This window comes from Ruegeria sp. CJ3 (genome assembly GCF_056536725.1).
In genome coordinates this window covers 161,965-188,111 of record NZ_JBQFQE010000002.1, presented here as the reverse complement: position 1 = coordinate 188,111, position 26,147 = coordinate 161,965, and the positions used below count along the sequence as shown (strand labels likewise).

Annotated in this window: 29 protein-coding genes; all 29 read left to right on the top strand. The window is 60.5% G+C overall.

Translation table 11 applies throughout. From position 1 onward, the window contains the following. Positions 1-12: 12 nt before the first annotated feature. The 29 genes from ACR0J1_RS04075 (at position 13) to nuoN (ending at position 26,143) form a co-directional block, all read left to right on the top strand. Entirely contained in the window at positions 13-1,539 is a 1,527-nt protein-coding gene (locus ACR0J1_RS04075) for an AMP-binding protein (RefSeq protein ID WP_480730736.1), read from the top strand. Continuing rightward, a complete protein-coding gene (locus tag ACR0J1_RS04070; protein WP_480730734.1) occupies positions 1,536-2,012 on the top strand; it encodes a hypothetical protein in 477 nt (158 codons plus the stop codon). The genes ACR0J1_RS04075 and ACR0J1_RS04070 overlap by 4 nt, the downstream gene beginning before the upstream one ends. Then, positions 2,009-3,613, top strand: coding sequence for a carboxyl transferase domain-containing protein (locus tag ACR0J1_RS04065; protein WP_480730732.1), 1,605 nt, complete (start codon positions 2,009-2,011; stop codon positions 3,611-3,613). Before ACR0J1_RS04070 ends, ACR0J1_RS04065 begins: the two co-directional genes overlap by 4 nt. 3 nt (positions 3,614-3,616) lie before the next feature. Continuing rightward, positions 3,617-4,285 (top strand): hypothetical protein, encoded by a 669-nt coding sequence (locus ACR0J1_RS04060; protein ID WP_480730730.1) that lies wholly within the window; start codon positions 3,617-3,619, stop codon positions 4,283-4,285. A gap of 6 nt (positions 4,286-4,291) precedes the next feature. Next, complete coding sequence (locus ACR0J1_RS04055; protein ID WP_480730728.1) at positions 4,292-4,717, top strand: ASCH domain-containing protein; 426 nt, start codon at positions 4,292-4,294, stop codon at positions 4,715-4,717. Between the two features lie 3 nt (positions 4,718-4,720). Beyond that, complete coding sequence (locus ACR0J1_RS04050; RefSeq protein WP_480730726.1) at positions 4,721-6,649, top strand: acetyl/propionyl/methylcrotonyl-CoA carboxylase subunit alpha; 1,929 nt, start codon at positions 4,721-4,723, stop codon at positions 6,647-6,649. Between the two features lie 74 nt (positions 6,650-6,723). Continuing rightward, positions 6,724-7,578, top strand: coding sequence for a hydroxymethylglutaryl-CoA lyase (locus tag ACR0J1_RS04045; protein ID WP_480730724.1), 855 nt, complete (start codon positions 6,724-6,726; stop codon positions 7,576-7,578). A gap of 9 nt (positions 7,579-7,587) precedes the next feature. Beyond that, complete coding sequence (locus ACR0J1_RS04040; RefSeq protein WP_480730722.1) at positions 7,588-8,376, top strand: crotonase/enoyl-CoA hydratase family protein; 789 nt, start codon at positions 7,588-7,590, stop codon at positions 8,374-8,376. Positions 8,377-8,551: 175 nt separating this feature from the next. Further along, positions 8,552-8,917, top strand: coding sequence for an NADH-quinone oxidoreductase subunit A (locus ACR0J1_RS04035; RefSeq protein WP_120635912.1), 366 nt, complete (start codon positions 8,552-8,554; stop codon positions 8,915-8,917). Next, the gene (locus tag ACR0J1_RS04030) at positions 8,908-9,441 is read left to right on the top strand and encodes a NuoB/complex I 20 kDa subunit family protein (RefSeq protein WP_010442777.1); all 534 of its coding nucleotides are present in this window, start codon (positions 8,908-8,910) and stop codon (positions 9,439-9,441) included. Before ACR0J1_RS04035 ends, ACR0J1_RS04030 begins: the two co-directional genes overlap by 10 nt. Positions 9,442-9,453: 12 nt before the next feature. Continuing rightward, complete coding sequence (locus tag ACR0J1_RS04025) at positions 9,454-10,053, top strand: NADH-quinone oxidoreductase subunit C (RefSeq protein ID WP_480730720.1); 600 nt, start codon at positions 9,454-9,456, stop codon at positions 10,051-10,053. A gap of 6 nt (positions 10,054-10,059) precedes the next feature. Then, positions 10,060-10,236 carry a hypothetical protein gene (locus ACR0J1_RS04020; RefSeq protein ID WP_480730718.1) on the top strand — a complete coding sequence of 59 codons (177 nt, stop codon included), beginning with the start codon at positions 10,060-10,062 and terminating at the stop codon, positions 10,234-10,236. A gap of 123 nt (positions 10,237-10,359) precedes the next feature. Beyond that, complete coding sequence (locus ACR0J1_RS04015; RefSeq protein ID WP_480730716.1) at positions 10,360-11,583, top strand: NADH-quinone oxidoreductase subunit D; 1,224 nt, start codon at positions 10,360-10,362, stop codon at positions 11,581-11,583. Continuing rightward, a complete protein-coding gene (nuoE, locus tag ACR0J1_RS04010; RefSeq protein WP_480730714.1) occupies positions 11,583-12,674 on the top strand; it encodes an NADH-quinone oxidoreductase subunit NuoE in 1,092 nt (363 codons plus the stop codon). Before ACR0J1_RS04015 ends, nuoE begins: the two co-directional genes overlap by 1 nt. A 30-nt stretch (positions 12,675-12,704) precedes the next feature. Beyond that, positions 12,705-12,926 carry a DUF5337 domain-containing protein gene (locus ACR0J1_RS04005; RefSeq protein WP_480531382.1) on the top strand — a complete coding sequence of 74 codons (222 nt, stop codon included), beginning with the start codon at positions 12,705-12,707 and terminating at the stop codon, positions 12,924-12,926. A 9-nt stretch (positions 12,927-12,935) separates the two neighbouring features. Beyond that, positions 12,936-14,234, top strand: a complete 1,299-nt coding sequence (gene nuoF, locus ACR0J1_RS04000; RefSeq protein WP_480730712.1) for an NADH-quinone oxidoreductase subunit NuoF — start codon at positions 12,936-12,938, stop codon at positions 14,232-14,234. Positions 14,235-14,238: 4 nt separating this feature from the next. Further along, positions 14,239-14,655: an MAPEG family protein gene (locus ACR0J1_RS03995; protein WP_480730710.1), complete on the top strand. Its 417-nt coding sequence runs from the start codon at positions 14,239-14,241 to the stop codon at positions 14,653-14,655. A gap of 10 nt (positions 14,656-14,665) precedes the next feature. Next, entirely contained in the window at positions 14,666-15,019 is a 354-nt protein-coding gene (locus ACR0J1_RS03990; protein ID WP_480730708.1) for a hypothetical protein, read from the top strand. A gap of 98 nt (positions 15,020-15,117) precedes the next feature. After that, complete coding sequence (locus ACR0J1_RS03985) at positions 15,118-15,522, top strand: DUF5333 domain-containing protein (protein ID WP_480730706.1); 405 nt, start codon at positions 15,118-15,120, stop codon at positions 15,520-15,522. Positions 15,523-15,525: 3 nt separating this feature from the next. Beyond that, positions 15,526-17,547 carry an NADH-quinone oxidoreductase subunit NuoG gene (gene nuoG / locus ACR0J1_RS03980; RefSeq protein ID WP_480730704.1) on the top strand — a complete coding sequence of 674 codons (2,022 nt, stop codon included), beginning with the start codon at positions 15,526-15,528 and terminating at the stop codon, positions 17,545-17,547. Positions 17,548-17,715: 168 nt separating this feature from the next. Further along, positions 17,716-18,753 carry an NADH-quinone oxidoreductase subunit NuoH gene (nuoH, locus tag ACR0J1_RS03975; protein ID WP_480730702.1) on the top strand — a complete coding sequence of 346 codons (1,038 nt, stop codon included), beginning with the start codon at positions 17,716-17,718 and terminating at the stop codon, positions 18,751-18,753. 3 nt (positions 18,754-18,756) lie between these two features. Next, the gene (gene nuoI, locus ACR0J1_RS03970; protein WP_170532308.1) at positions 18,757-19,251 is read left to right on the top strand and encodes an NADH-quinone oxidoreductase subunit NuoI; all 495 of its coding nucleotides are present in this window, start codon (positions 18,757-18,759) and stop codon (positions 19,249-19,251) included. Continuing rightward, the gene (locus ACR0J1_RS03965; RefSeq protein ID WP_480730700.1) at positions 19,248-19,658 is read left to right on the top strand and encodes a carboxymuconolactone decarboxylase family protein; all 411 of its coding nucleotides are present in this window, start codon (positions 19,248-19,250) and stop codon (positions 19,656-19,658) included. The genes nuoI and ACR0J1_RS03965 overlap by 4 nt, the downstream gene beginning before the upstream one ends. Then, positions 19,655-20,257, top strand: a complete 603-nt coding sequence (locus tag ACR0J1_RS03960) for an NADH-quinone oxidoreductase subunit J (protein ID WP_480730698.1) — start codon at positions 19,655-19,657, stop codon at positions 20,255-20,257. Before ACR0J1_RS03965 ends, ACR0J1_RS03960 begins: the two co-directional genes overlap by 4 nt. Before the next feature lie 8 nt (positions 20,258-20,265). Next, positions 20,266-20,700: a hypothetical protein gene (locus ACR0J1_RS03955; RefSeq protein ID WP_480730696.1), complete on the top strand. Its 435-nt coding sequence runs from the start codon at positions 20,266-20,268 to the stop codon at positions 20,698-20,700. Beyond that, the gene (nuoK, locus tag ACR0J1_RS03950) at positions 20,697-21,002 is read left to right on the top strand and encodes an NADH-quinone oxidoreductase subunit NuoK (RefSeq protein ID WP_005984024.1); all 306 of its coding nucleotides are present in this window, start codon (positions 20,697-20,699) and stop codon (positions 21,000-21,002) included. Before ACR0J1_RS03955 ends, nuoK begins: the two co-directional genes overlap by 4 nt. Positions 21,003-21,008: 6 nt before the next feature. Continuing rightward, positions 21,009-23,144, top strand: a complete 2,136-nt coding sequence (gene nuoL / locus ACR0J1_RS03945; protein ID WP_480730694.1) for an NADH-quinone oxidoreductase subunit L — start codon at positions 21,009-21,011, stop codon at positions 23,142-23,144. Next, on the top strand, positions 23,144-24,685 hold the full coding sequence (locus ACR0J1_RS03940) for an NADH-quinone oxidoreductase subunit M (RefSeq protein ID WP_480730692.1): 1,542 nt from the start codon (positions 23,144-23,146) through the stop codon (positions 24,683-24,685). The genes nuoL and ACR0J1_RS03940 overlap by 1 nt, the downstream gene beginning before the upstream one ends. Before the next feature lie 15 nt (positions 24,686-24,700). After that, positions 24,701-26,143 carry an NADH-quinone oxidoreductase subunit NuoN gene (gene nuoN, locus ACR0J1_RS03935; RefSeq protein WP_480730690.1) on the top strand — a complete coding sequence of 481 codons (1,443 nt, stop codon included), beginning with the start codon at positions 24,701-24,703 and terminating at the stop codon, positions 26,141-26,143. Positions 26,144-26,147: the final 4 nt, after the last annotated feature.

Sequence of the window (26,147 nt, the reverse complement as noted above, 5' to 3'; positions counted from 1 at the left end):
GGGTGATTGATCATGCATCCCGATAAGGTCATACCGGGTTTGCGCCCTGATCAAAGCTGGGCGCTGCCCGACCGGCTGAGTATGGCGCGGCAATGCCTGTCGCGGCCGCCCGGGCAGACGGCGATCTTGGACCTGACACGGGATGGGTGCCGTCCAGTTACCTTTGGCGAGCTCGGCGCTATGACCGACGGTATCGCGCGCGTGTTGCTGGGGCAGGTTCAGCCCGGCGAGCGGGTGGGTGTGTTGCTCAGCCAGTCGCCCTGGTGTGCGGCGGCGCATCTGGCGATCTGGAAGATCGGAGCGATCTCGGTGCCATTGTTCAAGCTGTTCAAGCACGACGCGCTGGCCTCTCGGGTCGGCGACGCGGGCGCGCGGCTGGTTCTGACCGATACCGATGGCGCGGCTTTACTGGGCGATCTGGCCCAGCCGCTGATCGCGGACGAAATCGGTGAAGAGGGCGCGGCGGTGCCCTTTGCCGATACCGGACCCGAGGACCCTGCCGTGCTGATCTACACCTCGGGCACCACGGGCAGCCCCAAGGGGGCGCTGCATGGGCACCGGGTTCTGACCGGCCACTTGCCGGGCGTGTCGATCAGCCACAATCATCTGCGTCCGGGCGATTGCCTCTGGACGCCCGCCGACTGGGCCTGGATCGGAGGGTTGTTTGACGTCCTGATGCCCGGTCTGGCGCTGGGCATCCCGGTGGTCGCTGCCCGGCTCGAGAAGTTCTCGCCCGAGGCCTGCGCCGACGTGGTGGCGCGCGGCGGTGTGCGCAACATCTTCTTTCCACCAACCGCGCTGCGGATGCTGAAAGCCGCCGATCAGTCGATCCCCGGTCTGCGTTCGGTGGCATCGGGGGGTGAGCCTTTGGGGGCCGAGATGCTGGCCTGGGGGCAGCAGGCGTTCGGCCTGACGATCAACGAGTTCTATGGCCAGACCGAATGCAACATGGTCGTGTCTTCTTGTACCGAGGACTTCCCGGTGCGCCCCGGCTGTATCGGCAAACCGGTTCCGGGCCATGAGGTTGCGGTCGTCGATGACGACGGCCAGCCAACGGATGAAGAGGGCGACGTTGCGATCCGGCGCGGCTCGGCCGCGATGCTGCTGGAATACTGGAACCGGCCCGAGGCGACGGCTGAGAAGTTCCGGGGTGACTGGTTGATCACCGGAGACCGCGGCGTGTGGGAGGGCGACTATCTGCGCTTCGTGGGCCGCGACGACGATGTGATCACGTCTGCCGGATACCGCATCGGCCCTGCGGAGATCGAAGATTGCCTGCTGACCCACCCGGCGGTGGCAACGGTCGGCGTGGTCGGCAAGCCCGACCCGCTGCGGACCGAGATCGTGAAGGCTTATGTGGTGTTGAAGCCGGGGGCCGAAGCGACGGGCGCGGAGCTGCAGGCGTGGGTCAAGGACCGTCTGGCGCAGTATTCCTATCCGCGTGAGGTGGCGTTTTTGGACGAGCTGCCGATGACGGTGACGGGGAAGGTGATCCGAAAGGAATTGAAGGCGCGGGCGATGGGGGAAGTTCACGAATGAAGCGACTTCTGACACTGAGTGTTCTGTGCTTTGGCGCCGCCACTCCGCTAGCTTCTGAGGAAACGATAGAAACGCTGGATGTCCCAGCTTGGTTTGACGGTTGCACAGCGCTTTCAAGCACCATCATAGCGGACGAAATGGATACTCGATGTATGTCGTCAGCATATGATTATTGCGAGCTTGGGCATCCACCCGAGGACCCGCGCGATTGCATGGAGAAGTTGAACGCGCATCTTCTGGCAAAGACCCTAGAAATCGCGGATGGCTTGCCAGATCAAGTAGCAGGTTTGAGCGGCTTAAAGAAATGGTCTTACCCGCGTCGTTTGGAGAAATTCAGAAATGATGAATTCGATCCAGACTGCTCTCAAATGACAGAGTTTATGTGTGAGACTTTTAATATCGTAGTGCGATGGAGCGCAGCCAGAGATCTTGAACGGTTGTCAGATGCGCCCGGAGGATCGGAAACAGAATGAAACTCACATCCAAAGCCATGCCCACCTCTGAGGGCTTCAAGGCCAACCATACAGCCCACCTCGAGGCGTTGGCGCAAATCTCTGCCGCCGCCGAGTCCGCCCGCTTAGGCGGGGGTGAGAAATCCCGCGCGCGGCATGAGTCTCGGGGCAAGATGCTCCCGAGACGTCGGGTGGCGAACCTGCTGGACCCGGGGTCTCCGTTTCTGGAAATCGGTGCGACGGCGGCGCATGGGATGTATGGCGATGCCGCGCCTTGTGCCGGGGTGATCGCGGGCATTGGCCGGGTGCAGGGGCGCGAGGTCATGGTGGTGTGCAACGATGCCACCGTGAAGGGCGGTACGTATTACCCGATGACCGTCAAGAAACACCTCCGCGCGCAGGAGATTGCCGAAGAAAACCATCTGCCCTGCATCTATCTGGTCGATAGCGGCGGCGCGAACCTGCCCAATCAGGATGAGGTCTTCCCCGACCGAGATCACTTTGGCCGCATCTTCTACAACCAAGCGCGGATGAGCGCGAAGGGGATTGCTCAGATTGCTGTCGTGATGGGCTCTTGCACGGCGGGTGGTGCCTATGTGCCTGCGATGTCGGACGTGACGATCATCGTCAAGGAGCAGGGGACGATCTTTCTGGCCGGGCCGCCCTTGGTCAAAGCCGCGACCGGAGAGGTTGTGAGTTCCGAAGATCTGGGCGGCGGTGATGTACATACGCGTCTGTCCGGTGTGGCCGACTATCTGGCAGAGGATGACGCCCACGCTCTGGCCTTGGCGCGCCGGGCCGTTGGCTCGCTGAACTTGCGCAAGCCGCAATCCGTGGATTGGGCCAGCCCCGAAGACCCGGCCTATGACCCCGAAGAAATTCTGGGCGTTGTTCCCGCCGATCTGCGCACGCCTTACGACATTCGCGAGGTGATTGCGCGACTGGTTGACGGCTCCCGCTTCGATGAGTTCAAGCTGCGGTTCGGGGAAACGCTGGTCACGGGGTTCGCCCATGTCAAAGGCTGCCCGGTCGGGATCATCGCCAACAACGGTGTGCTGTTTTCAGAGGCCGCGCAGAAAGGTGCGCATTTTGTTGAGCTTTGCTCGCAGCGCAAGACACCGCTTGTGTTCCTGCAGAACATCACCGGCTTCATGGTCGGCCGCAAATACGAGAATGAGGGCATCGCGCGGCATGGGGCCAAGATGGTGACGGCGGTTGCGACGACCTCGGTGCCAAAGGTCACGATGCTGGTCGGCGGGTCCTTTGGCGCCGGGAACTATGGTATGGCGGGACGCGCCTATCAGCCTCGGTTCCTTTGGACATGGCCGAACTCGCGCATTTCCGTGATGGGCGGCGAGCAAGCCGCCGGTGTTCTGGCCACCGTCAAGCGCGACGGGATCGAACGGCAAGGTGGCTCGTGGTCGGCCGAAGAAGAGGCCGAATTCAAACGCCCGACGCTAGAGATGTTCGAGGAGCAGTCGCACCCGCTTTATGCTTCAGCCCGCCTTTGGGATGACGGTATCATCGACCCGCGCAAATCGCGCGACGTACTAGCACTGTCCCTAAGCGCGGCGCTGAATGCCCCGATTGAGGAGACACGTTTCGGCGTGTTCAGGATGTAAGCTATGGATATTAAGAAAAGGCTGTTGGATACGATCCCAGATATCAAGTTACCCGATTTGACGACGCGGGCTGAAATCTCAGTCTACCTAGTGCATAACTCCCGTGACCCTGAAGACTATTTTTTCTTGTTTGACTTTGAAGAATTTGTGGATCGGTCAAACGGCGGATACTTCGTGCGCCCGGTCATCCGAATTTTTGCAGGGCGGGATGACTTCAGCCGCACCCGGTTCGCGCGCGAGTTTCGTGAGGTTTTTGCGCGTGAGTTTGACCGGATGCGTACTGAACTGGCTGCGAAGAAAGGAAAGCGCGGTTGGTTGAACTGGAGCTTTGGCCTCAACTCGGCAGTCGACATCGTTGGGGGCCTTGTTGGTAACCTCGTTTTGGCCGCTGCGATGTCCGTGGGCAAAAGAGTGCTGGGGGACATTTCGCTGCCTCGTGCCCTGGCGGGGAAAAGCGATGAGGCGAAGCTGGCGGATGAGATTGACCGCACAAAAGTCAAGGTAGAGCGGGCTTTGGCCGAGATCGAGATCACGATCCATCCCGAGTTGTATTATCACGCATATCGAGATGGTCACCTTGGGAAGATTAGTGGCATGGACCGGGAAGCCTGGCCGCTGCCTGAATATGTCAGATTGCATCTGCAAGACGAAAAAAGCGGTTCTTGGTGGTAGGACGTCATGGTTGAAAGACTTACGCAACTCAAAGACCGTTATCCGGGCGCGCAGAGCTTCAAGTTTGGCGACAATGCAATGCTGAGCGCTGAACTGCTGAATTTGGTGCGTGCAGGCAAGAAAACAGCAACCTGTGGCGCCTTGCGGGATTACCCCGAAGGCAGCCCGGAAACCCCGGTAGTGGGGCGCAGGGATATCGCTTTGGAGTGGGACGACCGCCCGGCGTTGGTGATTGAAACGGTTGAGGTTTCGATCTGCCGGTATTGCGATGTGACCGAGGATTTCGCGTTGGCCGAGGGCGAAAATGAGACGCTTGAGGGTTGGCGCGAAGATCACCGCCGGTATTTCGAACGAAATGGCGGGTTTGATCCTGAAATGGAATTGCTCTGCGAACGGTTCCGACTTGTCGAAGATCTTGGAACTGAGGGGTAAGCCATGTTCAGCAAAATCCTGATTGCCAACCGGGGAGAGATTGCTTGCCGCGTCATGGAAACCGCGCAGAAGATGGGCGTGTCCTGCGTGGCGGTTTATTCTGACGCGGATGCCTCGGCCAAGCATGTGCAGATGGCGGATGAGGCCGTGCATATCGGCGGCGCGGCCCCGGCTGAGAGCTATCTGAAAGGCGACGTGATCATACAGGCGGCGCTCGACACAGGTGCGCAGGCGATCCATCCCGGCTATGGGTTTCTGTCCGAGAACCCGGATTTTGTGGATACGGTCGAAGCTGCGGGCCTGACTTTCATCGGACCGTCTGCAGATGCGATCCGCAAAATGGGCCTTAAGGATGCGGCAAAGGTGCTGATGGAGGACGCGGGCGTTCCCGTTGTGCCCGGCTATCATGGCGACAATCAGGATCCCGAACATCTGGCCGGGGCTGCCGATACTATTGGCTATCCGGTCCTGATCAAGGCCGTTGCCGGAGGCGGCGGCAAGGGCATGCGTCTTGTCGAACGACCCGAGGATTTTTCGGCCGCTCTGGACAGCGCGCGCGGTGAGGCGAAGACAGCCTTTGGCAATGACGCAGTGCTGGTCGAGAAATTCGTCGCCAAGCCCCGCCATATCGAAGTGCAGGTCTTCGGCGATGGCACCCATGCGGTGCATCTGTTCGAACGCGATTGTTCGTTGCAGCGGCGGCATCAGAAGGTGATCGAAGAGGCTCCGGCCCCCGGCATGACCGCTGAGATGCGCGCGGCGATGGGGCAGGCGGGCGTGCGGGCTGCCGAGGCGATTGGCTATAAAGGCGCGGGGACGGTTGAATTCATCGTTGATGCCTCGGACGGGCTGCGCCCGGATCGGTTCTGGTTCATGGAAATGAACACGCGCTTGCAGGTCGAACATCCGGTGACCGAGGCGATCACGGGTGTCGATCTGGTCGAATGGCAGCTGCGTGTTGCAGCAGGGGAAAGCCTGCCGAAGCAGCAAGGCGATCTGTCGATCAGCGGGCACGCCTTTGAGGCGCGGCTTTACGCCGAGGATGTGCCAAAGGGTTTTTTGCCCGCGACGGGCACTCTGACCCATCTGAACTTCCCGCAAGAGTGTCGCGCCGATAGTGGCGTGCGGGCCGGGGACACGATCAGCCCCTGGTATGATCCCATGATCGCCAAGGTGGTGGTGCATGGACCGACCCGCGCGGTTGCTCTGGAAAGTTTGCATCGTGCCTTGCGTCGTACCGAGGTTGCAGGGACGGTTACCAATCTTGCTTTCTTGGGGGCCTTGACGCGCCACAGCGACTTTGCGTTCGGCGATGTCGATACTGGTCTGATCGGGCGCGACCTTGAGAATCTGGTGCAAAAGGCCGACCCGGGGCCTGTGTCCGCCGTGGCGGCTGCGATAACTGCGCTGGGCCTTACAGATACGGTTTCAGAGACCGGCTTTACCCTTTGGGGTCCCTTGCACCGCGCGGTGCAGTTGCTGCGGAACGGAGAAATCGTTGATCTGGATGTGCAGGTCGACGGACCTGATCGGCAGGTCTGGGAGGTCGACGGCACGCAGCTGATCGCTCAGCGCAGCGGCGGCTGGATCATCGACGGAAATCCGATGCCCAGTGTCGCAATTGCCGGGTCGCATATCACTGTATTCGATGACTACGGGCAGGTGTTTGAGGTCGTTGACCCGCTGGATCGTGACGCCAGCGCGGCGGGTGACACCAATGTGATCGAGGCCCCCATGCCCGGTTTGGTCAAGGCCGTCTTTGCCTTAGCAGGACAAGAGGTGAAGGAGGGCGACCGTCTGGCCATTCTGGAGGCCATGAAAATGGAGCATTCCCTTCTGGCCGCCCGTGATGGCGTGGTGGCCGAGGTGCTGGCGGAGGCGGGCGCTCAGGTCGAGGCCGGGGCGGCTCTGGTCCGGCTGGCCGAGGATTGATCTGTTCGGGCCGTGCATTGCGTGGCACAGTCATCCGTATTTGAAACGAGAAGAAGCCGGGAAGGGATGCGCTGATGAAAGAACGGGTCGAGATTTTCGAGGTCGGGCCGCGCGACGGTCTGCAGAACGAACAGCGTGAGATTCCGGTGGCCGAGAAGGTGGCTCTGGTCGATTGCCTCAGCCGCGCCGGGTTCAACCGGATTGAGGTGGCGAGCTTTGTCTCGCCGAAATGGGTGCCGCAGATGGCGGGCAGCGGTGAGGTTCTGGCTGGGATCACCCGGGCCGACGGTGTGCGCTATGCGGCGCTGACACCGAATATGCGGGGATATGAGGATGCGCTGGCGGCCAAAGCGGATGAGATTGCGGTGTTCGCCTCGGCGTCCGAGGGGTTCTCGAAGGCCAACATCAACGCAACCATCGCCGAGTCCATTGAGCGGTTCGTGCCGATCCTCGAAGCCGCGCGCCATATCGATTTGCCGGTCCGGGGCTATGTTTCATGCGTGACCGATTGCCCTTATGACGGCCCGACCCCGCCTGAGAAGGTCGCCGAGGTTGCGGACGCGCTGTTCGCCCATGGCTGCTATGAAATTTCGCTGGGCGATACGATCGGGCAGGCAACGCCGGACAAGATCGCGCATATGCTGCTGGCGGTGCGTGAGCGTGTACCCGCGACCCGCCTTGCGGGACATTTCCACGACACCAACGGGCGGGCGATTGACAATATTGATGCCTCGCTGGCGCTGGGTGTGCGGGTGTTTGACGCCGCCGTGGGCGGGCTGGGCGGTTGTCCCTATGCGCCGGGTGCAGCAGGCAATGTTGCGACCGAGGCCGTGGCCGCACATCTGGAGCGTTTGGGGTATGAAACGGGTCTGGATGCCGCTGTTCTGGAGCAAGCGGCGGGCATGGCGCGGGCCATGCGGCCAGAATAGGGGGCGCTTATGTTTGATACGATATCGCTGGAAACAGATGCGCGTGGTGTGGCGACGCTGACGCTGAACCGTCCGGAAAAGCACAATGCCATGTCGGCTCAGATGATTTCTGAGCTGACCCAAGCCGCCGGGAAGTTGGCCAGCGATGCCTCGGTGCGGGTGGTGGTTCTGACCGCGTCAGGCAAAAGCTTCTGCGCCGGAGGCGATCTGGGCTGGATGCAGGCACAGATGGCCGCCGATCCTAAGACGCGTTTTGTCGAGGCACGTAAGCTGGCCGAGATGCTGAATGCGCTGAACACGTTGCCCAAGCCCTTGATCGGGGCGCTGCAGGGCAACGCGTTTGGTGGCGGGGTGGGGATGGCCTCGGTCTGTGATGTGGCGATCGGCGTCGACGGCCTGAAGATGGGGCTGACGGAAACCCGTCTGGGCCTGATCCCGGCCACCATCGGACCTTATGTCATTGCCCGCATGGGCGAGGCGCGGGCGCGGCGCGTCTTTATGTCGGCCCGTCTGTTCGACGCGGCAGAGGCGGTTGATCTGGGGCTCTTGGCCCGCGCGGTACCTGCGGACACATTGGCCGAGGCGGTCGAGGCCGAGGTGCAGCCCTATCTGTCATGCGCGCCCGGTGCGGTGGCCTCGGCCAAGGCGCTGGTTCAATCGCTGGGTCCGCGAATTGACGATGCGGTGATCGACCACACCATTCAACAGCTTGTCGCGCGTTGGGAAACCGATGAGGCGCAGGAAGGAATCGGTGCGTTCTTCGAGAAACGTAAACCTGCATGGAATAAGCAGGTTTAACCGATCTCGCTGATCCACCAGCATTCCTGATAAGGTGCGGCAGGGCAATTGTAATAATGCCCCCTGCGCGTTTCTGTTCGGTTGACCCTCTGACCCCGCGCAGATAGAGAATGGCCAGTCAACACGCCAATTGACGGCGCATCCCTTTGGGACAGGCGCAGGAAAGGAGCTATACGTGGAAGACCTGCTGCGGGAGTACCTCCCGATTCTGGTGTTTCTGGCCGTTGCCGTGGGCCTTGGAATCGTCCTGATTCTGGCCGCCGTGGTTCTGGCCGTCCGCAATCCCGACCCCGAAAAAGTCAGCGCATATGAATGTGGCTTCAACGCCTTCGACGATGCGCGGATGAAATTCGATGTTCGATTCTATCTGGTGGCGATTCTTTTCATCATCTTCGATCTCGAGATTGCCTTCTTGTTCCCCTGGGCTGTCGGCTTCAAGGACATCAGTGATGTCGGCTTTTGGTCGATGATGGTATTCTTGGGCGTTCTGACCATCGGCTTTGCCTATGAATGGAAGAAGGGGGCCCTGGAATGGGAGTGATGACGGGTGCAAACACCGCAGGCGTCGACAAAGAAGTCGCCACTCAGGCCCTGAATGCCGAGCTGCAGGACAAGGGCTTCCTGCTGACCTCGACCGAGGACATCATCAACTGGGCACGCACCGGTTCGCTGCACTGGATGACGTTCGGTCTGGCCTGCTGCGCGGTTGAGATGATGCATACCTCGATGCCGCGCTATGATGCGGAACGGTTCGGCATCGCCCCGCGCGCGTCCCCGCGTCAGTCGGACGTGATGATCGTGGCGGGCACCCTGACCAACAAGATGGCCCCTGCGCTGCGCAAGGTCTACGACCAGATGCCCGAGCCGCGTTATGTGATCTCGATGGGATCCTGCGCGAATGGCGGTGGGTATTATCACTATTCCTATTCTGTGGTTCGCGGCTGTGACCGGGTTGTGCCCGTGGATATCTACGTGCCCGGCTGCCCTCCGACCGCTGAGGCGCTGTTGTACGGCCTGATGCAGTTGCAGCGCAAAATCCGCCGCACCGGCACGATCGTCCGCTGAGGGAGAGGGCAGATGAGCGAAGCACTCAAAGAACTCGGCACGCAACTGGAGCTCAAACGGGCAGATTGCGTTCTGTCATGGGACGTCACCTTTGGTGAACTGAACGTCGACGTCGCCCCGTCCAACCTTGTGGAATTCGTCGAATTCCTGCGGACCGACCAGAACTGCAAGTTTTCGTCCCTGGTTGACATCACCGGCGTCGACTATCCCGAACGGGCCAAGCGGTTCGACGTGGTCTATCATTTCCTGTCGATGTACCAGAACCAGCGCATCCGCCTGAGGGTTTCGATCCGCGAGGAAGATATGGTGCCCTCGATCACCGACATCCACCCCTCGGCCAACTGGTTCGAGCGTGAGGTGTTCGATATGTTCGGCATCCTGTTCTCGGGGCATCCGGACCTGCGGCGCATCCTGACCGACTATGGGTTCCGCGGCTATCCGCTGCGCAAGGATTTCCCAACCACCGGCTATACCGAGGTCCGCTATGACGAGGCGCAAAAGCGCGTGGTCTACGAACCGGTCAGTCTGGTGCAGGAATACCGGCAGTTCGACTTCATGTCCCCGTGGGAAGGTGCCAACTACATTCTCCCGGGGGATGAGAAACAGGAGTAGTCTTCAATGTTTGAGTTCCTGATCTGGATAATTCTGGTGGTGGCAACGGTTGTACCGATGATCAAGCTGCTACCGCATTTCGGGATCAACAAGAACTGGGCGTTTGCCTGTATCATCTCTCCGGCTGTGGTCGTCCTGCTTTGGATGATGGCCATGAAACTGCAAGAGATGGAGCGGCGCTGACATGATGGGCGAACTGATCATTTTGGGCGCACTGGGCGTCTTGCTTGCAGGGGCTGCTGCGAAAGCGGCCGAAGCCGAAAAGGTCCGGGTCCGGGCCGAGGCAAAGAAGAAACGAGGGCGTTGATGGACGGCTCAAGATACGATGACGGCAGCACGGACGCGCTGAGCGGAGAACAGAAGATCCGCAATTTCAACATCAACTTTGGCCCGCAACACCCTGCGGCGCATGGTGTTTTGCGGATGGTGCTTGAGCTGGACGGTGAGATCGTCGAGCGCTGCGATCCGCATATCGGCTTGCTGCACCGTGGTACCGAAAAGCTGATGGAAAGCCGGACGTACCTGCAGAACCTGCCGTATTTCGACCGTCTGGATTACGTGGCTCCGATGAACCAGGAGCACGCCTGGTGTCTGGCCATCGAAAAGCTGACCGGTGTCGAAGTGCCGCGCCGCGGCTCGCTGATCCGGGTTCTGTACTCCGAGATCGGGCGCATTCTGAACCACCTGCTGAATATCACCACGCAGGCTATGGACGTGGGCGCGCTGACGCCGCCGCTCTGGGGGTTCGAGGAACGCGAAAAGCTGATGGTGTTCTATGAACGGGCCTGTGGTGCCCGCCTGCACGCCGCTTACTTCCGCCCCGGTGGTGTGCATCAGGACCTGCCGCCGGAACTGCTGGACGATATCGAGGCGTGGAGCCACGAGTTCCCTGCGGTCATGGATGACATTGACGGGCTGCTGACCGAGAACCGTATCTTCAAGCAACGCAACGCCGATATCGGCATCGTGACCGAAGATGACATCCAGAAATACGGCTTCTCGGGTGTGATGGTGCGCGGGTCGGGTCTGGCCTGGGACCTGCGCCGCGCGCAGCCCTACGAATGCTATGACGAGTTCGAATTCCAGATCCCCGTCGGTAAAAACGGTGATTGCTATGACCGCTATCTGGTCCGCATGGAAGAGATGCGTCAGTCGCTGCTGATCATCCGTCAGGCCATCGCCAAAATCCGCGAATGCCCGGGCGACGTTCTGGCGCGCGGCAAGATCACCCCGCCGAAACGCTCGGACATGAAGACCTCGATGGAAAGCCTGATCCATCACTTCAAGCTGTATACCGAAGGCTTCCACGTCCCCGCCGGCGAGGTTTATGCCGCCGTCGAGGCCCCCAAGGGCGAGTTCGGCGTCTATCTGGTCGCCGACGGGACCAACAAACCCTACCGCGCCAAACTGCGCGCGCCGGGCTATCTGCACCTGCAAGCCATGGACCACGTGGCCAAAGGCCACCAACTGGCCGACGTCGCCGCCATCATCGGCACGATGGACGTCGTATTTGGAGAGATTGACCGCTAATGCTCCGCCGTCTTCACCCCGAACAACCCGAAGCCTTTGCCTTCACCGCTGCCAATCAGCAATGGGCCGAAGCGCAGATCACCAAATACCCCGAAGGTCGTCAGGCCAGCGCGGTGATTCCTCTGCTGTGGCGCGCGCAGGAGCAGGAGGGCTGGCTGTCCCGTCCGGCGATTGAATCCGTCGCCGACATGCTGGGCATGGCCTATATCCGCGTGCTCGAGGTCGCCTCGTTCTACTTCATGTTCCAGCTGCAACCGGTTGGATCGGTGGCGCATATTCAGGTCTGCGGTACGACCTCCTGCATGATTTGCGGGGCCGAGGACCTGATCGCGGTCTGCAAGGACAAGATCGCCGCCAAGCCGCATGAGCTGTCAGCCGATGGCAAGCTGAGCTGGGAAGAGGTGGAATGCCTCGGCTCTTGCACCAACGCACCGATGGCGCAGATCGGTAAAGATTACTACGAGGATCTGACCGCCGAGAGCTTTGGCAAGATCCTCGACGATCTGGTGGCGGGCAAGGTTCCGGTTCCGGGGCCGCAGAACGGGCGCTATGGGGCAGAACCGCTGAAAGGCCTGTCCAGCCTGACCGAGCATGACAGTGGCAAGACCCAGTATAATGCCAGCGTGCAACTGGCGACTGATCTGGGCGACACCGTCAAGCGCATCGACGGGACCGAGGTGCCGATCCTGACCCCGTGGCTGGGCAAGGATGGCAAGGCTGCTGCGACGAAGGCCGCTCCGAAACCGCCCAAGGCTCCGGCGCAGGGCAAACCTGCGGCGAAACAGGCGGCTGAGGCGAAGGAGACGCAGCCTGAAACGCTGACCGCTGCGCGGGATGGCAAGGCGGATGACCTCAAGATGCTGAAAGGTGTGGGGCCGAAGCTGGAAGAAACCCTGAACGGGCTGGGCTTTTACCACTATGACCAGATCGCCAAATGGACGCCGGAACAGGTGGCCTGGGTCGATGCGCGGCTGAAGTTCAAGGGCCGGATCGAGCGCGACGGCTGGATCGAACAGGCTGCCAAGCTGGCCGCCGGGGAAGAGACCGAATTCGCCAAACGTGCCAAGGAAGACGGCACTTACGAGGACTAAACGGGTGCCCGTCCGGGGCATCGGGATGAGATGGACAAGGACAAGGAACTGGCCATAGCCCGCAAGGGCCGTCATATCGGCATCGTCATCGCCGTGACGATGGTGATCTGGCTTGCCATGAACCTGTTCATCGGCCCCGCATTGGAGCTGACGGCACGCCATGCGCTGCTGTTTGATTTTGCCGCTCTGGCAGGATTCATCTATGCGGGCGTCAACATATTTCAACTCTGGCGTATGCGTCAGGAGAGCTGAGGGTAAGCGATGCTGAAGGATCAGGACCGGATCTTTACCAACATCTACGGGATGCATGAGCGCAGCCTGCGGGGGGCGCAGGCCCGGGGGCACTGGGACGGCACCGCTGGCCTGATCGAAAAGGGCCGCGACTGGATCATCCAGACGATGAAGGATTCCGGTCTGCGCGGTCGCGGCGGGGCGGGGTTCCCGACCGGCCTGAAATGGTCGTTCATGCCCAAGGAAAGCGATGGACGTCCGGCTTATCTGGTGGTGAACGCGGATGAATCCGAGCCCGGCACTTGCAAAGACCGCGAGATCATGCGCCATGATCCGCACACGCTGATCGAGGGCTGCCTGATCGCCTCTTTCGCGATGAACGCGCATACCTGCTATATCTACATCCGCGGCGAATATATCCGCGAGCGTGAGGCGCTGCAGGCCGCGATTGACGAGGCTTATGATGCGGGCCTGTTGGGCAAGAACGCCGCTGGCTCGGGCTGGGATTTCGACCTGTTCCTGCATCACGGGGCAGGCGCCTATATCTGCGGTGAGGAAACCGCCCTGATCGAAAGCCTTGAGGGCAAGAAGGGTATGCCGCGGATGAAACCTCCGTTCCCGGCGGGGGCGGGGCTGTATGGTTGCCCGACCACGGTGAACAACGTGGAATCGATTGCCGTTGTGCCGACGATCCTGCGCCGGGGCGCGGACTGGTTCGCGGGCTTTGGCCGTCAGAACAATGCGGGCACCAAGCTGTTTGCGATCTCGGGCCATGTGAACAACCCCTGTGTCGTCGAAGAGGCGATGTCGATTTCCTTCGAGGACCTGATCGAAACCCATTGCGGCGGCATTCGCGGCGGCTGGGACAATCTGCTGGCTGTGATCCCAGGTGGCTCGTCCGTGCCGTGCGTGCGCGGTGAGAACATGCGCGATGCGATCATGGATTTCGACTATCTGCGCGGAGAGCTGGGCTCCGGTCTGGGCACGGCGGCGGTGATCGTGATGGACAAGTCCACAGATATCATCAAGGCGATCTGGCGGCTGTCGAAATTCTACAAGCACGAAAGCTGCGGTCAGTGTACGCCGTGCCGCGAAGGCACCGGCTGGATGATGCGCGTGATGGACCGTCTGGTGCGCGGCGAGGCGGAACTGGAAGAGATCGACATGCTGTTCGACGTAACCAAACAGGTCGAAGGTCATACGATCTGTGCGTTGGGTGATGCGGCAGCCTGGCCGATCCAGGGCCTGATCCGCAACTTCCGCGAAGAGATCGAAGATCGCATCAAGGCGCAGAAATCGGGCCGTATGGGCGCGATGGCGGCGGAGTAGCGATATGGAAGCCTATGCGGAATACTGCCACGCGATTGCGTCTGTAGTGATTTTCACCCTGATCGTCTTGTTCCTGTCGCCGTTTTCGGCGTTGGCAAAGCAGGGCAAAGGCCTCGCCCCCGGTGCGACGCCTGATCAGGACTATGCCGACAAGGCCTATCGGCTGAACCGGGCCTATCTGAACGGCACGGAAACGCTGCCGGCATTTCTGGCGGTGACGATTGCGGCCATTCTGCTGGGGGTCAGCCCGTTCTGGGTCAATCTGCTGGCCTCGCTCGCACTGGTTGCGCGGGTTGTGATGCTGGTGATCCATCTGCGGGGGCTGGGTCAACCGCATAGCGGGGTGCGGTCGGTTTTTTATGTGGTCGGCTGGGCCTGCATGGTTGTGCTGGGCCTCATGTCCTTTGTGGCCGCGTTCTGAGGGGGGAATGATGCCGGTACCAAAGTCGCTTCTTCTGCCTCTGGCTGCGGTCTCGCTGATCGCCGCCTGTGGTGATGCCCCGTCCAGCAGCACGCGCGTCGCCTTTGACGGCAAGTTCTTCCGCGCCTCTGCCAAGCAGGTCGACAAGAAGGTGTCGCCCACCGATTTCACAGTGACGGTTAAGGACGTGTCCGCGTCACTTGACGGTGCGCGCGAGGCTGGCCGGCATGAGGGCATCAAGTTCTGCGTGCAGAATTTTGGATCCTCGCGGATCAAGTGGAAGGTGGGCCCGGATACCGAGCCGCAGAAGCTGCGGATCGAAAAGGATCAACTGACCTTTGCGGGGACCTGTCAACGCCCATGAGCCGCGTTATCGGATATCACGGGCCAACGGGCCGGGCGCTATTGCCTAGCAGCGCCGATGGGGCGCGTCTTGGGGAACCCAAGACGAAAGGAAACCCCATGTCTGCAGTAAAAACGCTTGCTCTGGCCACCGCCCTGATCCTTCCGGTCGCTGCCGAGGCCAAACCGCCCTTGCGCGAAGTCAAAGAGATCGACAACGAGCTCTATTACATCGCCATCGCAAATGAGATTTCCGAGTATTGCCCGTCGATCAGCGGGCGTCGGCTGAAGGCGATTGGGGTGATGTGGGATCTGCGGTCCAAAGCGAACAAACTGGGATATTCGGATAAGGAAATCCGCGCCTATGTGGATTCGGACGCCGAAAAGGACCGGATGCGCGCCAAAGGCGAGGCGTATCTGGCCCAGAACGGTGTGTCTTACGAAAATCCCAATTCTTTCTGCACGTTGGGGCGGAAAGAGATTGAAAGAAACAGCGCCATCGGCGTGTATTTGAGGGCGAACTAGACCATGTCTGACCTCCGCAAGGTAAATATCGACGGGCAGGAAATCGAAGTCGATGGTGCGATGACCCTGATCCAGGCATGTGAGCAGGCCGGGGTCGAGGTGCCGCGTTTCTGCTATCACGAGCGTCTGTCGATTGCCGGGAACTGCCGGATGTGTCTGGTCGAGGTTGTGGGCGGCCCGCCCAAGCCCGCCGCATCCTGCGCGATGCAGGTGCGTGACCTGCGCCCGGGTCCCGAGGGGCAGGCGCCGCAGGTCAAGACGAACTCGCCCATGGTCAAGAAAGCCCGCGAAGGGGTGATGGAGTTCCTGCTGATCAACCACCCGCTGGATTGCCCGATCTGCGACCAGGGCGGCGAATGCGACCTGCAGGATCAGGCGATGGCCTATGGTTTGTCGGGGACGCGGTTCAAGGAAGCCAAGCGGGCGGTGGATGATCTGGATTTGGGACCGCTGGTCGGCACGGCGATGACCCGCTGCATCAGCTGCACCCGCTGCGTGCGCTTCACCACCGAGGTGGCCGGGATCACTCAGATGGGCCAGACCGGTCGTGGCGAGGATGCTGAGATCACCTCGTATCTGAACCAGACCTTGGATTCGAACCTGCAGGGCAACATCATTGATCTGTGCCCGGTTGGGGCGCTGACCTCGAAGCCCTATGCCTTCACTGCGCGCCCGTGGGAACTGACCAAGACCGAGAGCATCGACGTGATGGATGCCCTGGGCTCGAACATCCGCGTGGACACCAAGGGCCGTGAAGTGATGCGGTTCCTGCCGCGTAACCATGATGGCGTGAACGAGGAATGGATCAGTGACAAGACACGCTTTGTCTGGGACGGTCTACGTCGTCAGCGTCTGGACCGGCCTTACGTGCGCGAAAACGGCAAGCTGCGCCCGGCCTCATGGCCTGAGGCGTTGACGAAAGCCGCTGAGGCGCTGAAAGGGGCCGAGAAACCGGCGGGCATCGTGGGTGATCTGGCTCCGGTCGAGGCCGCGTTTGCGCTGAAGCAGATGATTGAAGGGCAGGGTGGTGTTGTGGAATGCCGCACCGACGGCGCGAAGCTGCCCGCTGGCAACCGTGGGGCCTATGCCGGGACGGCGGCCATCGAAGATATCGATGGCGCTGAACGCATCCTGCTGATCGGCACCAACCCGCGGGACGAGGCCCCCGTGCTGAACGCGCGCATCCGCAAGGCTTGGGCGCATGGGGCCGAGGTGGCTCTGGTCGGGCCCGCGGTCGATCTGACCTATGACTACCACCATGTCGGTGACGACCGTTCGGCGCTGCAGCAAGTTGTTGATATGGGCGGTGACGATGAGATCAAGGGCAAGCGCTCGCTGGTCATCGTCGGGCAGGGCGCGCTGCAAGAGGCCGACGGTGCAGCCGTTCTGGCTGCCGCACAAGCCGTTGCTGCGAATACCGAAAGCGGGCTGATCGTTCTGCACACCGCTGCGTCGCGCGTCGGAGCGATGGATGTGGATGCCACCAACGAAGGCGGCATGGACGCGCTGTCAGCGGCGGATGTGATCTATAACCTTGGCGCGGATGAGGTTGAAATCGGCGAAGGGGCCTTTGTGATCTATCAGGGCAGCCATGGTGACCGCGGTGCGCACCGCGCCGACGTGATCCTGCCGGGCGCGGCCTACACGGAAGAAAACGGGCTGTTCGTAAACACCGAAGGCCGCCCCCAGCTGGCGATGCGCGCCGGGTTTGCTCCGGGTGAGGCCAAGGAAAACTGGGCCATCCTGCGGGCGCTGTCGGCGGAACTGGGTGCTACGCTGCCCTTCGACTCGCTGGCGCAGCTGCGCGGCGCACTGGTCGAAGCGGTTCCGCACCTGGCCCGCATCGACGAGGTGATCGAGAACGAGGTGCAGGCGCTGGACGCTAGCCCTCTGGGCAAGGCCACCTTCCGCAATACGATCAAGGATTTCTATCTGACCAACCCCATCGCACGGGCCTCGCAACTGATGGCCGAGCTGTCGGCGCAGGCGCAGGCGCGCAAATCCGAAAAGATTGCGGCGGAATGAGCGGGGGCAGGGCCATAACGCACCGGGCTGGGCGGCAGATGGCCGCGCCTGTTTTGCGTGCGAAACTGAAGAATAAGGGTGGCGCAAGGGCGGCGGATGCTGTTTACACCAACGCGCCGGCCCGTGCCGCCCAAAGCGGCCATCGGAATACCCAAGGTGTGAGGACAAATGGCTGATTTCTTTAACACCCCAGGCGGAATAGCCATCATCATCCTGGCGCAGGTGCTGGCTGTTGTGGCTTTCGTGATGATCTCGCTGCTGTTTCTCGTCTATGGCGACCGTAAGATCTGGGCCGCTGTCCAGATGCGCCGCGGCCCCAACGTTGTGGGCGTTTACGGTATCCTGCAATCGGTGGCGGACGCGCTGAAATATGTCGTCAAAGAGGTGGTCATCCCCGCAGGCGCCGACCGCGCAGTATTCATCCTGGCGCCGCTGACCTCGTTCGTGTTGTCGCTGATTGCATGGGCGGTGATCCCGTTCAACGATGGCTGGGTGCTGTCGGACCTCAACGTGGCGGTTTTGTATATCTTCGCTGTGTCCTCACTTGAGGTTTATGGCGTCATCATGGGCGGCTGGGCCTCGAACTCGAAATACCCGTTCCTGGGGTCCCTGCGGTCGGCTGCGCAGATGATCTCGTACGAGGTGTCCATCGGCCTGATTATCATCGGCGTTATCATCTCGACCGGATCAATGAATTTCGGAGCCATCGTGGGCGCGCAAGACACCGGCTACGGTTTCTTCGGCTGGTACTGGCTGCCCCATTTCCCGATGGTCTTCCTGTTCTTCATCTCGGCGCTGGCCGAGACCAACCGCCCACCGTTCGACCTGCCCGAGGCGGAATCGGAACTGGTTGCGGGCTATCAGGTCGAATACTCGGCCACCATGTTCCTGCTGTTCATGGCAGGTGAATACATCGCCATCTTCCTGATGTGCGCGCTGACCACGCTGCTGTTCTTCGGCGGCTGGCTGTCGCCGATCCCCGGCCTGCCGGACGGAGTGCTGTGGATGGTCGGCAAGATGACGTTCTTCTTCTTCATCTTCGCCATGGTCAAGGCCATCACGCCCCGCTACCGCTATGACCAGCTGATGCGGCTGGGCTGGAAAGTGTTTCTGCCCTTCTCGCTGGCCTGGGTGGTGTTCGTGGCCTTTGCGGCGAAATTCGACTGGTTCTGGGGCATCTTCGCCCGGTGGAGCGTAGGAGGCTGACCCATGACCCAAATCGACTATACCCGCGCCGCCAAGTATTTTCTGCTGCAGGACTTCTGGGTCGGATTCAAGCTGGGCCTGAAATATTTCTTCGCCCCCAAGGCCACCGTGAACTACCCGCACGAAAAAGGCCCGCTTAGCCCGCGGTTCCGTGGGGAACACGCGCTGCGCCGATATCCTAACGGCGAGGAACGCTGCATCGCCTGCAAACTCTGCGAAGCGATCTGCCCGGCGCAAGCGATCACCATCGACGCCGAACCGCGCGAAGACGGCTCCCGCCGGACAACACGGTATGACATCGACATGACCAAGTGCATCTATTGCGGTTTCTGTCAGGAAGCATGCCCGGTCGATGCCATTGTCGAAGGCCCGAACTTTGAATTCGCCACGGAGACCCGCGAGGAGCTTTTCTACGACAAGGAAAAACTGCTGGACAACGGCGAACGTTGGGAAGCCGAGATCGCCCGCAATCTGGAAATGGACGCTCCGTACAGATGACTGACACGCCGACAAACCCGTTTGAGCTGATGATGAAGCAGGCGCAGGACATGGCCAAGGCGATGAATCCTGCGATGGAGAATTTCTCGCCCAAGGGGTTCGAGGCACTGTGGCCAACCATGCCCAAAGAGGTCATGGAGATGATGTTCGGCAACACCGTCAACACCGACGGGCTGGATGCCAAGACCCGCCTGCTGCTGACGCTGGCCGGGCTGACCTGTCAGGGCGCTCAGGCGGATTCGGCGGTGCGGCAGACCGTGCGCCACGCGTTGGAGGCGGGCGCAAAGAAACAAGAGATCGTGGAAACGATCGGTCAGATGTCGGTCTTTGCCGGCATCCCGGCCATGACCCGCGCGCTGGATCTGGCGCAAGAGGTCATGGGCGATAACGAGGATGAGGATCAATGACCGTCTTTGCCTTCTATCTGTTTGCCATCAGCGCCATCACCGGCGGACTGTTCACGGTGATCAGCCGCCAGCCGGTGCATTCGGTGCTGTGGCTGATCCTGTCCTTCCTGTCCTCGGCGGGGCTGTTCGTGCTGTTGGGGGCCGAGTTCGTGGCGATGCTGTTGATCATCGTCTATGTCGGCGCGGTCGCGGTGCTGTTCCTGTTCGTGGTGATGATGCTGGACGTGGACTTTGCCGAGCTCAAGGCCGAGATGGCGCGCTATATGCCGCTGGCCCTGCTGATCGGTCTGGTCATTCTGATGCAGTTCGTCATGGCCTTTGGCGCATGGGACAGCGCTCAGGGCGCGGCGGCCAATCTGGCGCAGCCGGTCCCTGCGGACCGTCATAACACCGAGGCGCTCGGCGTCATTCTTTATGATCAATACTTCCTTCTGTTCCAGCTGGCGGGCCTGATCCTGCTGGTGGCCATGATCGGCGCTATCGTGCTGACGCTGCGCCATCGCAAGGACATCAAGCGTCAGGACATTATCGGCCAGATGATGCGCGACCCGGCCAAGGCGATGGAGTTGAAGGACGTGAAACCGGGGCAGGGGTTGTGAGGCGAACGATGACCGCAGCAATGCTCATAGGTTCGGTTACGGCGTTATACGCGGACACGAAACCTGTGCCACCGGAAGTGTGCACAGGTTACGATGGTGCCTTTGGGTTTGATATTCCCGGCATTCATGACTGGTGGGTTGCGAGAGAGATCGGGTGTGAAAACCCCGGATACTCTTGGACTGTGGTGTCATGCGCTACGGGTGAAACTCTAGATGTTGTTGTTGAAGGTACTGGTGCAGATAGTCTGAAATTTGATCTGAGTTCAGAATTGAGTGTGCTCAGAGAGAAATACGCCAACCTCGACACTCCACCATTGCTGACGGAGGTTGTCTCCGACCTCATGGCGATCGGCGCTGATCCAATTTTACGTGATGAGCAACTCGATCCAACGAAATTCTGCACTATGGGAACTGTCTCAGATGAAGGCGAGGCGAAGCTATGATCGGACTTGAACACTATCTTACGGTCGCGGCGACGCTGTTCGTCATCGGCATCTTCGGTCTCTTCCTGAACCGCAAGAACGTCATCATCCTGCTGATGAGCATCGAACTGATGCTGCTGGCGGTGAATATCAACCTCGTGGCGTTCTCCAGCTTCCTGGGCGATCTGGTCGGGCAGGTGTTCACGCTGTTCGTACTTACCGTGGCGGCGGCCGAGGCGGCGATTGGTCTGGCCATTCTGGTCTGCTTCTTCCGCAACCGTGGCACCATCGCGGTTGAAGACGTCAATATGATGAAGGGGTAAGGGAATATGGAAACCACCATCCTCTTTGCCCCGCTGGTGGGCGCGCTGATCTGCGGTTTCGGCTGGCGCTTTATCGGCGAGAAGGCGGCCATGTGGACCGCGACGGGCCTGCTGTTTCTGGCCTGTCTTCTGTCCTGGATCGTGTTCCTGTCCTTCGACGGCCACACCCAGCAGATCGAAATCATGCGCTGGATCGAGAGCGGCTCGCTGTCGACAAGCTGGGCTATTCGTCTGGACCGGCTGACCGCGATCATGCTGATCGTGGTGACGACCGTTTCGGCGCTGGTTCACCTCTATTCCTTCGGCTACATGGATCACGACCCGCAATGGCGTGAGGGCGAGAGCTATAAACCGCGTTTCTTCGCCTATCTGTCCTTCTTCACCTTCGCCATGCTGATGCTGGTGACGGCGGATAACCTGGTGCAGATGTTCTTTGGTTGGGAGGGCGTGGGTGTCGCCTCATACCTGCTTATCGGATTCTACTATCGCAAGCCGTCGGCCAATGCGGCGGCGATGAAGGCGTTCATCGTCAACCGTGTCGGCGACTTTGGCTTTGCCTTGGGTATCTTTGCGCTGTTCTTCCTGACCGACAGCATCAATTTCTCGGACATCTTCGCCTCGGCCTCGACGCTTTCGGAAACGCAGTTGCATTTCCTGTGGGGCGAGTGGACCGCCATCGAGGTGATCTGCGTCCTGCTGTTCATCGGCGCGATGGGTAAATCGGCGCAGTTGATCCTGCACACATGGTTGCCGGACGCGATGGAAGGCCCGACGCCTGTGTCGGCGCTGATCCACGCTGCGACCATGGTGACGGCAGGTGTGTTCCTCGTCTGCCGCATGTCGCCGCTGATGGAGTTCGCTCCGGGTGCGACCGGGTTCATCACCTTCCTTGGCGCATCGACCGCATTCTTTGCTGCGACCGTCGGTCTGGTTCAGACGGACATCAAGCGCGTCATCGCGTATTCGACCTGTTCTCAGCTGGGGTATATGTTCGTGGCCGCTGGCGTCGGCATGTACTCGGCGGCGATGTTCCACCTGCTGACGCACGCGTTCTTCAAGGCGCTGTTGTTCCTTGGGGCCGGTTCGGTGATCCACGCGATGCATCACGAACAGGAGATGACTGAATACGGTGGGCTGCGGACCAAGATCCCCTACACGTTCTGGGCCATGATGATCGGCACGCTGGCCATCACCGGTGTCGGCATTCCGCTGACCCATATCGGGTTCGCCGGGTTCCTGTCGAAAGACGCCATCATCGAGAGCGCTTTTGCGGGTGGCACCGGTTATGCCTTCTGGATGTTGGTGATCGCGGCGATGTTCACCTCGTTCTACAGCTGGCGGCTGATCTTCCTGACCTTCTATGGCGAACCGCGAGGCGACAAACATACGCATGAGCATGCGCATGAAAGCCCGATGACGATGCTGGTCCCGCTGGGTGTTCTGTCGCTGGGTGCGGTTTTTGCCGGGATGATCTGGTACGGCAACTTCTTTGGTCATGCGGACAAGGTCGGCAAGTTCTACGGCATTCCGGTCGCTGAGGCCTCGGAACACGCCGAGGGCGGAGACCACGCGGCAGATACGGCGCATGATGCCCATGCTGACGATGACCACGGTGACGCCCATGCGGATGACGGCCATGGTGAGAAAGATGCCCATGGCGATCATCACTATGTCTTTGTGGGTGAGCCGGGTGAGGGCGCGATTTACATGGGTCCGGAAAACCATGTTCTGGACGATGCCCATGCGGCTCCGGTCTGGGTCAAGGTCTCACCCTTTGTCGCCATGCTGCTGGGCTTTGTGGTGGCCTATTGGTTCTATATCGTGAACACTTCGCTTCCGGCGCGCCTGGCTGAGAACCAGCGCCCACTGTACCTGTTCCTCAAGAACAAGTGGTACTTTGACGAAATCTACGATGCGATCTTTGTCAAACCCACCCTGGCTGTCGGACGGTTCCTGTGGAAACGCGGGGATGGCAACACAATCGACGGCTTCCTGAACGGGGTTGCGATGGGCGTGGTGCCCTTCTTCACGCGCCTCGCAGGTAAGGCTCAGACCGGTTACATCTTTACTTACGCCTTCTGGATGGTCTTGGGCATCGCCGCCCTTGTCACCTGGATGTCTATCGGCGGAGGCGCACACTAATGGACAATATCCTATCTATTGTCACCTTCATCCCCGCCATTGCCGCGACCATTCTGGCGCTGTTCCTGCACGGGGATGATGCAGCGGCGCAGCGCAACGCCAAATGGGTTGCTCTGGTGGCGACGACCGTGACCTTCCTGGTCTCGATCGGCATCTATACCGGCTTTGACCCCTCGAACACCGGCTTCCAGATGGTGGAAGAGGGCGAATGGCTGATGGGCCTGAAATACAAGATGGGCGTGGACGGGATAAGCGTTCTGTTCGTTCTGCTGACCACCTTCATCATGCCGCTGACCATTCTGGCCAGCTGGAACGTGACCGACCGGGTCAAGGAATACATGATCGCCTTCCTGCTGCTGGAAACGCTAATGCTGGGCGTGTTCATGGCACTGGATCTGGTGCTGTTCTACCTGTTCTTCGAGGCCGGTCTGATTCCGATGTTCCTGATCATCGGCATCTGGGGCGGTGCGAACCGGATTTACGCGAGCTTCAAGTTCTTCCTCTATACCTTCCTTGGCTCGGTACTGATGCTGGTCGCGATGGTTGCCATGTATGCCGATGCGGGTACCACGGATATTGAGGCGCTGATGAGCCATCAGTTCTCGTCGGAAAGCTTTAGCGTTCTGGGCATTTATGTCGTCGGCGGGATGCAGACGCTGATGTTCCTGGCCTTCTTTGCATCCTTCGCGGTGAAGATGCCGATGTGGCCTGTCCATACCTGGCTGCCGGATGCGCACGTTCAGGCCCCGACGGCGGGCTCGGTCGTGCTGGCGGCAATCCTTCTGAAAATGGGCGGCTATGGTTTCCTACGGTTCAGCCTTCCGATGTTCCCGGTGGGATCGGCTGTGATGACCGATCTGGTGCTGTGGATGTCGGCGATTGCCGTTGTCTACACCTCGCTGGTGGCGCTGGTGCAGGAGGATATGAAAAAGCTGATCGCCTATTCCTCGGTTGCGCATATGGGCTTTGTGACCATGGGTATCTTTGCGGCGAACCAGCAGGGGATTGACGGCGCGATCTTCCAAATGCTCAGCCACGGGTTCATCTCGGCCGCGTTGTTCCTGTGTGTCGGCGTGATCTATCATCGCATGCACACCCGCGATATCGAGGCCTATGGTGGCTTGGTCATCCGGATGCCTGCATACGCGCTGGTCTTCATGATGTTCACCATGGCCAATGTGGGCCTGCCGGGGACGTCCGGGTTTATCGGAGAATTCCTGACCCTGATGGGCGCGTTCCAAGTGAACACATGGGTGACTGCAGTGGCTGCGACGGGGGTGATCTTCTCGGCCGGTTATGCGCTGTGGCTGTATCGCCGCGTGGTCTTTGGCGATCTGATCAAGGAAAGCCTGAAATCCATCACCGACATGAGCTCGCGCGAGCGTCTGATCTTTGCGCCACTGATCGTTATGACCATCCTGCTGGGTGTCTATCCGTCGCTGGTGACCGATGTGATCGGGCAATCCACCGCTGCGCTGATTTCGAACTATGACACGGCTCTGGCCGCGGCTGAGGCCGCGACCCAGGTCGCATCGCACTAAGGAGGCTTTGGAGACATGATCCAGGCTGATCTGACAATCATCCTGCCGGAAATCATTCTGGCAATCTATGCGATGGCGGCGCTGATCGGGGCTGTCTATACCACCAAGGACGGGCTGGCACCGGTTCTGGTCTGGGCGACGTCGGGCTTGATGGCGGTGCTGGCAATCTGGATTGCGATGAATGGCGACGGTGTAAACGTGGCCTTCAACGGCATGTTCGTCGATGACGGTTTCGCGCGCTTTGCCAAGGTGGCCATCCTGCTGTCAGCCGCCGCCGTGCTGCTGATGAGCCAGGACTACATGGCCCGCCGCAACCTGCTGCGCTTCGAATACCCGCTGCTGGTGGCACTGGCCGCCGTGGGCATGATGATGATGGTCAGCGCGGGCGATTTGATGTCGCTCTATATGGGCTTGGAATTGCAGTCGCTGTCACTTTACGTCGTGGCCGCCCTGCGGCGCGATAGCGCGAAATCGACCGAGGCTGGTCTGAAATACTTCGTACTGGGCGCGCTCAGCTCGGGTTTGCTGCTGTACGGCGCGTCGCTGGTCTACGGCTTCACCGGCACCACGCTGTTTTCGGGTATCATTCAGACGGTGCACCACGGCGACGTCTCGATTGGCCTGCTGTTCGGTCTGGTCTTCATGGTCTCAGGTCTGGCCTTCAAGGTCTCGGCCGTGCCCTTCCATATGTGGACGCCGGACGTATACGAAGGCTCACCCACGCCGATCACCGCCTTCTTTGCAACCGCGCCCAAAGTGGCGGCGATGGCGCTGTTTGCGCGGCTGATGCATGATGCGTTCGGTGGTGTTGTGAAGGACTGGCAGCAGGTGATTGTGCTGCTCTCGGTTCTGTCGATGCTGCTGGGTGCTGTGGCCGCGATTGGCCAGCGCGACATCAAAAGGCTGATGGCGTTTTCGTCGATTGCTCATATGGGCTATGCGCTGATCGGTCTGGCGGCGGGCACCGAACTGGGCGTCAAGGCGATGCTGATGTATCTGGCGATCTACGTCACCATGAATATCGGCACCTTTGCCTTCATCCTGATGATGGAGCGTGACGGCAAGCCGATCACTGACATCGACGCGTTGCGACAGTTCTCGAAACGGGACCCGGGCAAGGCTCTGGCTGTGCTGATCCTGATGTTCAGCCTTGCAGGCGTTCCGCCCATGCTGGGCTTTTTCGCCAAGCTGGGCGTGTGGCAGGCGGGTGTGCAGGCCGGGCTGATCGGGCTGGTGATCGTCTCGGCCATCGCCTCGGTCATCGGTGCGTTCTACTATCTGCGGATCGTGTTCTATATGTATTTCGGTGACGAGAACGAAGAGCCGCTGGAAACCCGCTCGCCACCCGTTCTGTGGGGCGCACTGATGGGGTCGGCGGCGCTGATGCTGATCGGTGTGTTCTATCAGTTCGGCGTCGAAGGCGCGGCGGCTGCGGCGGCGGCAACGCTTGTCAATTAATCCC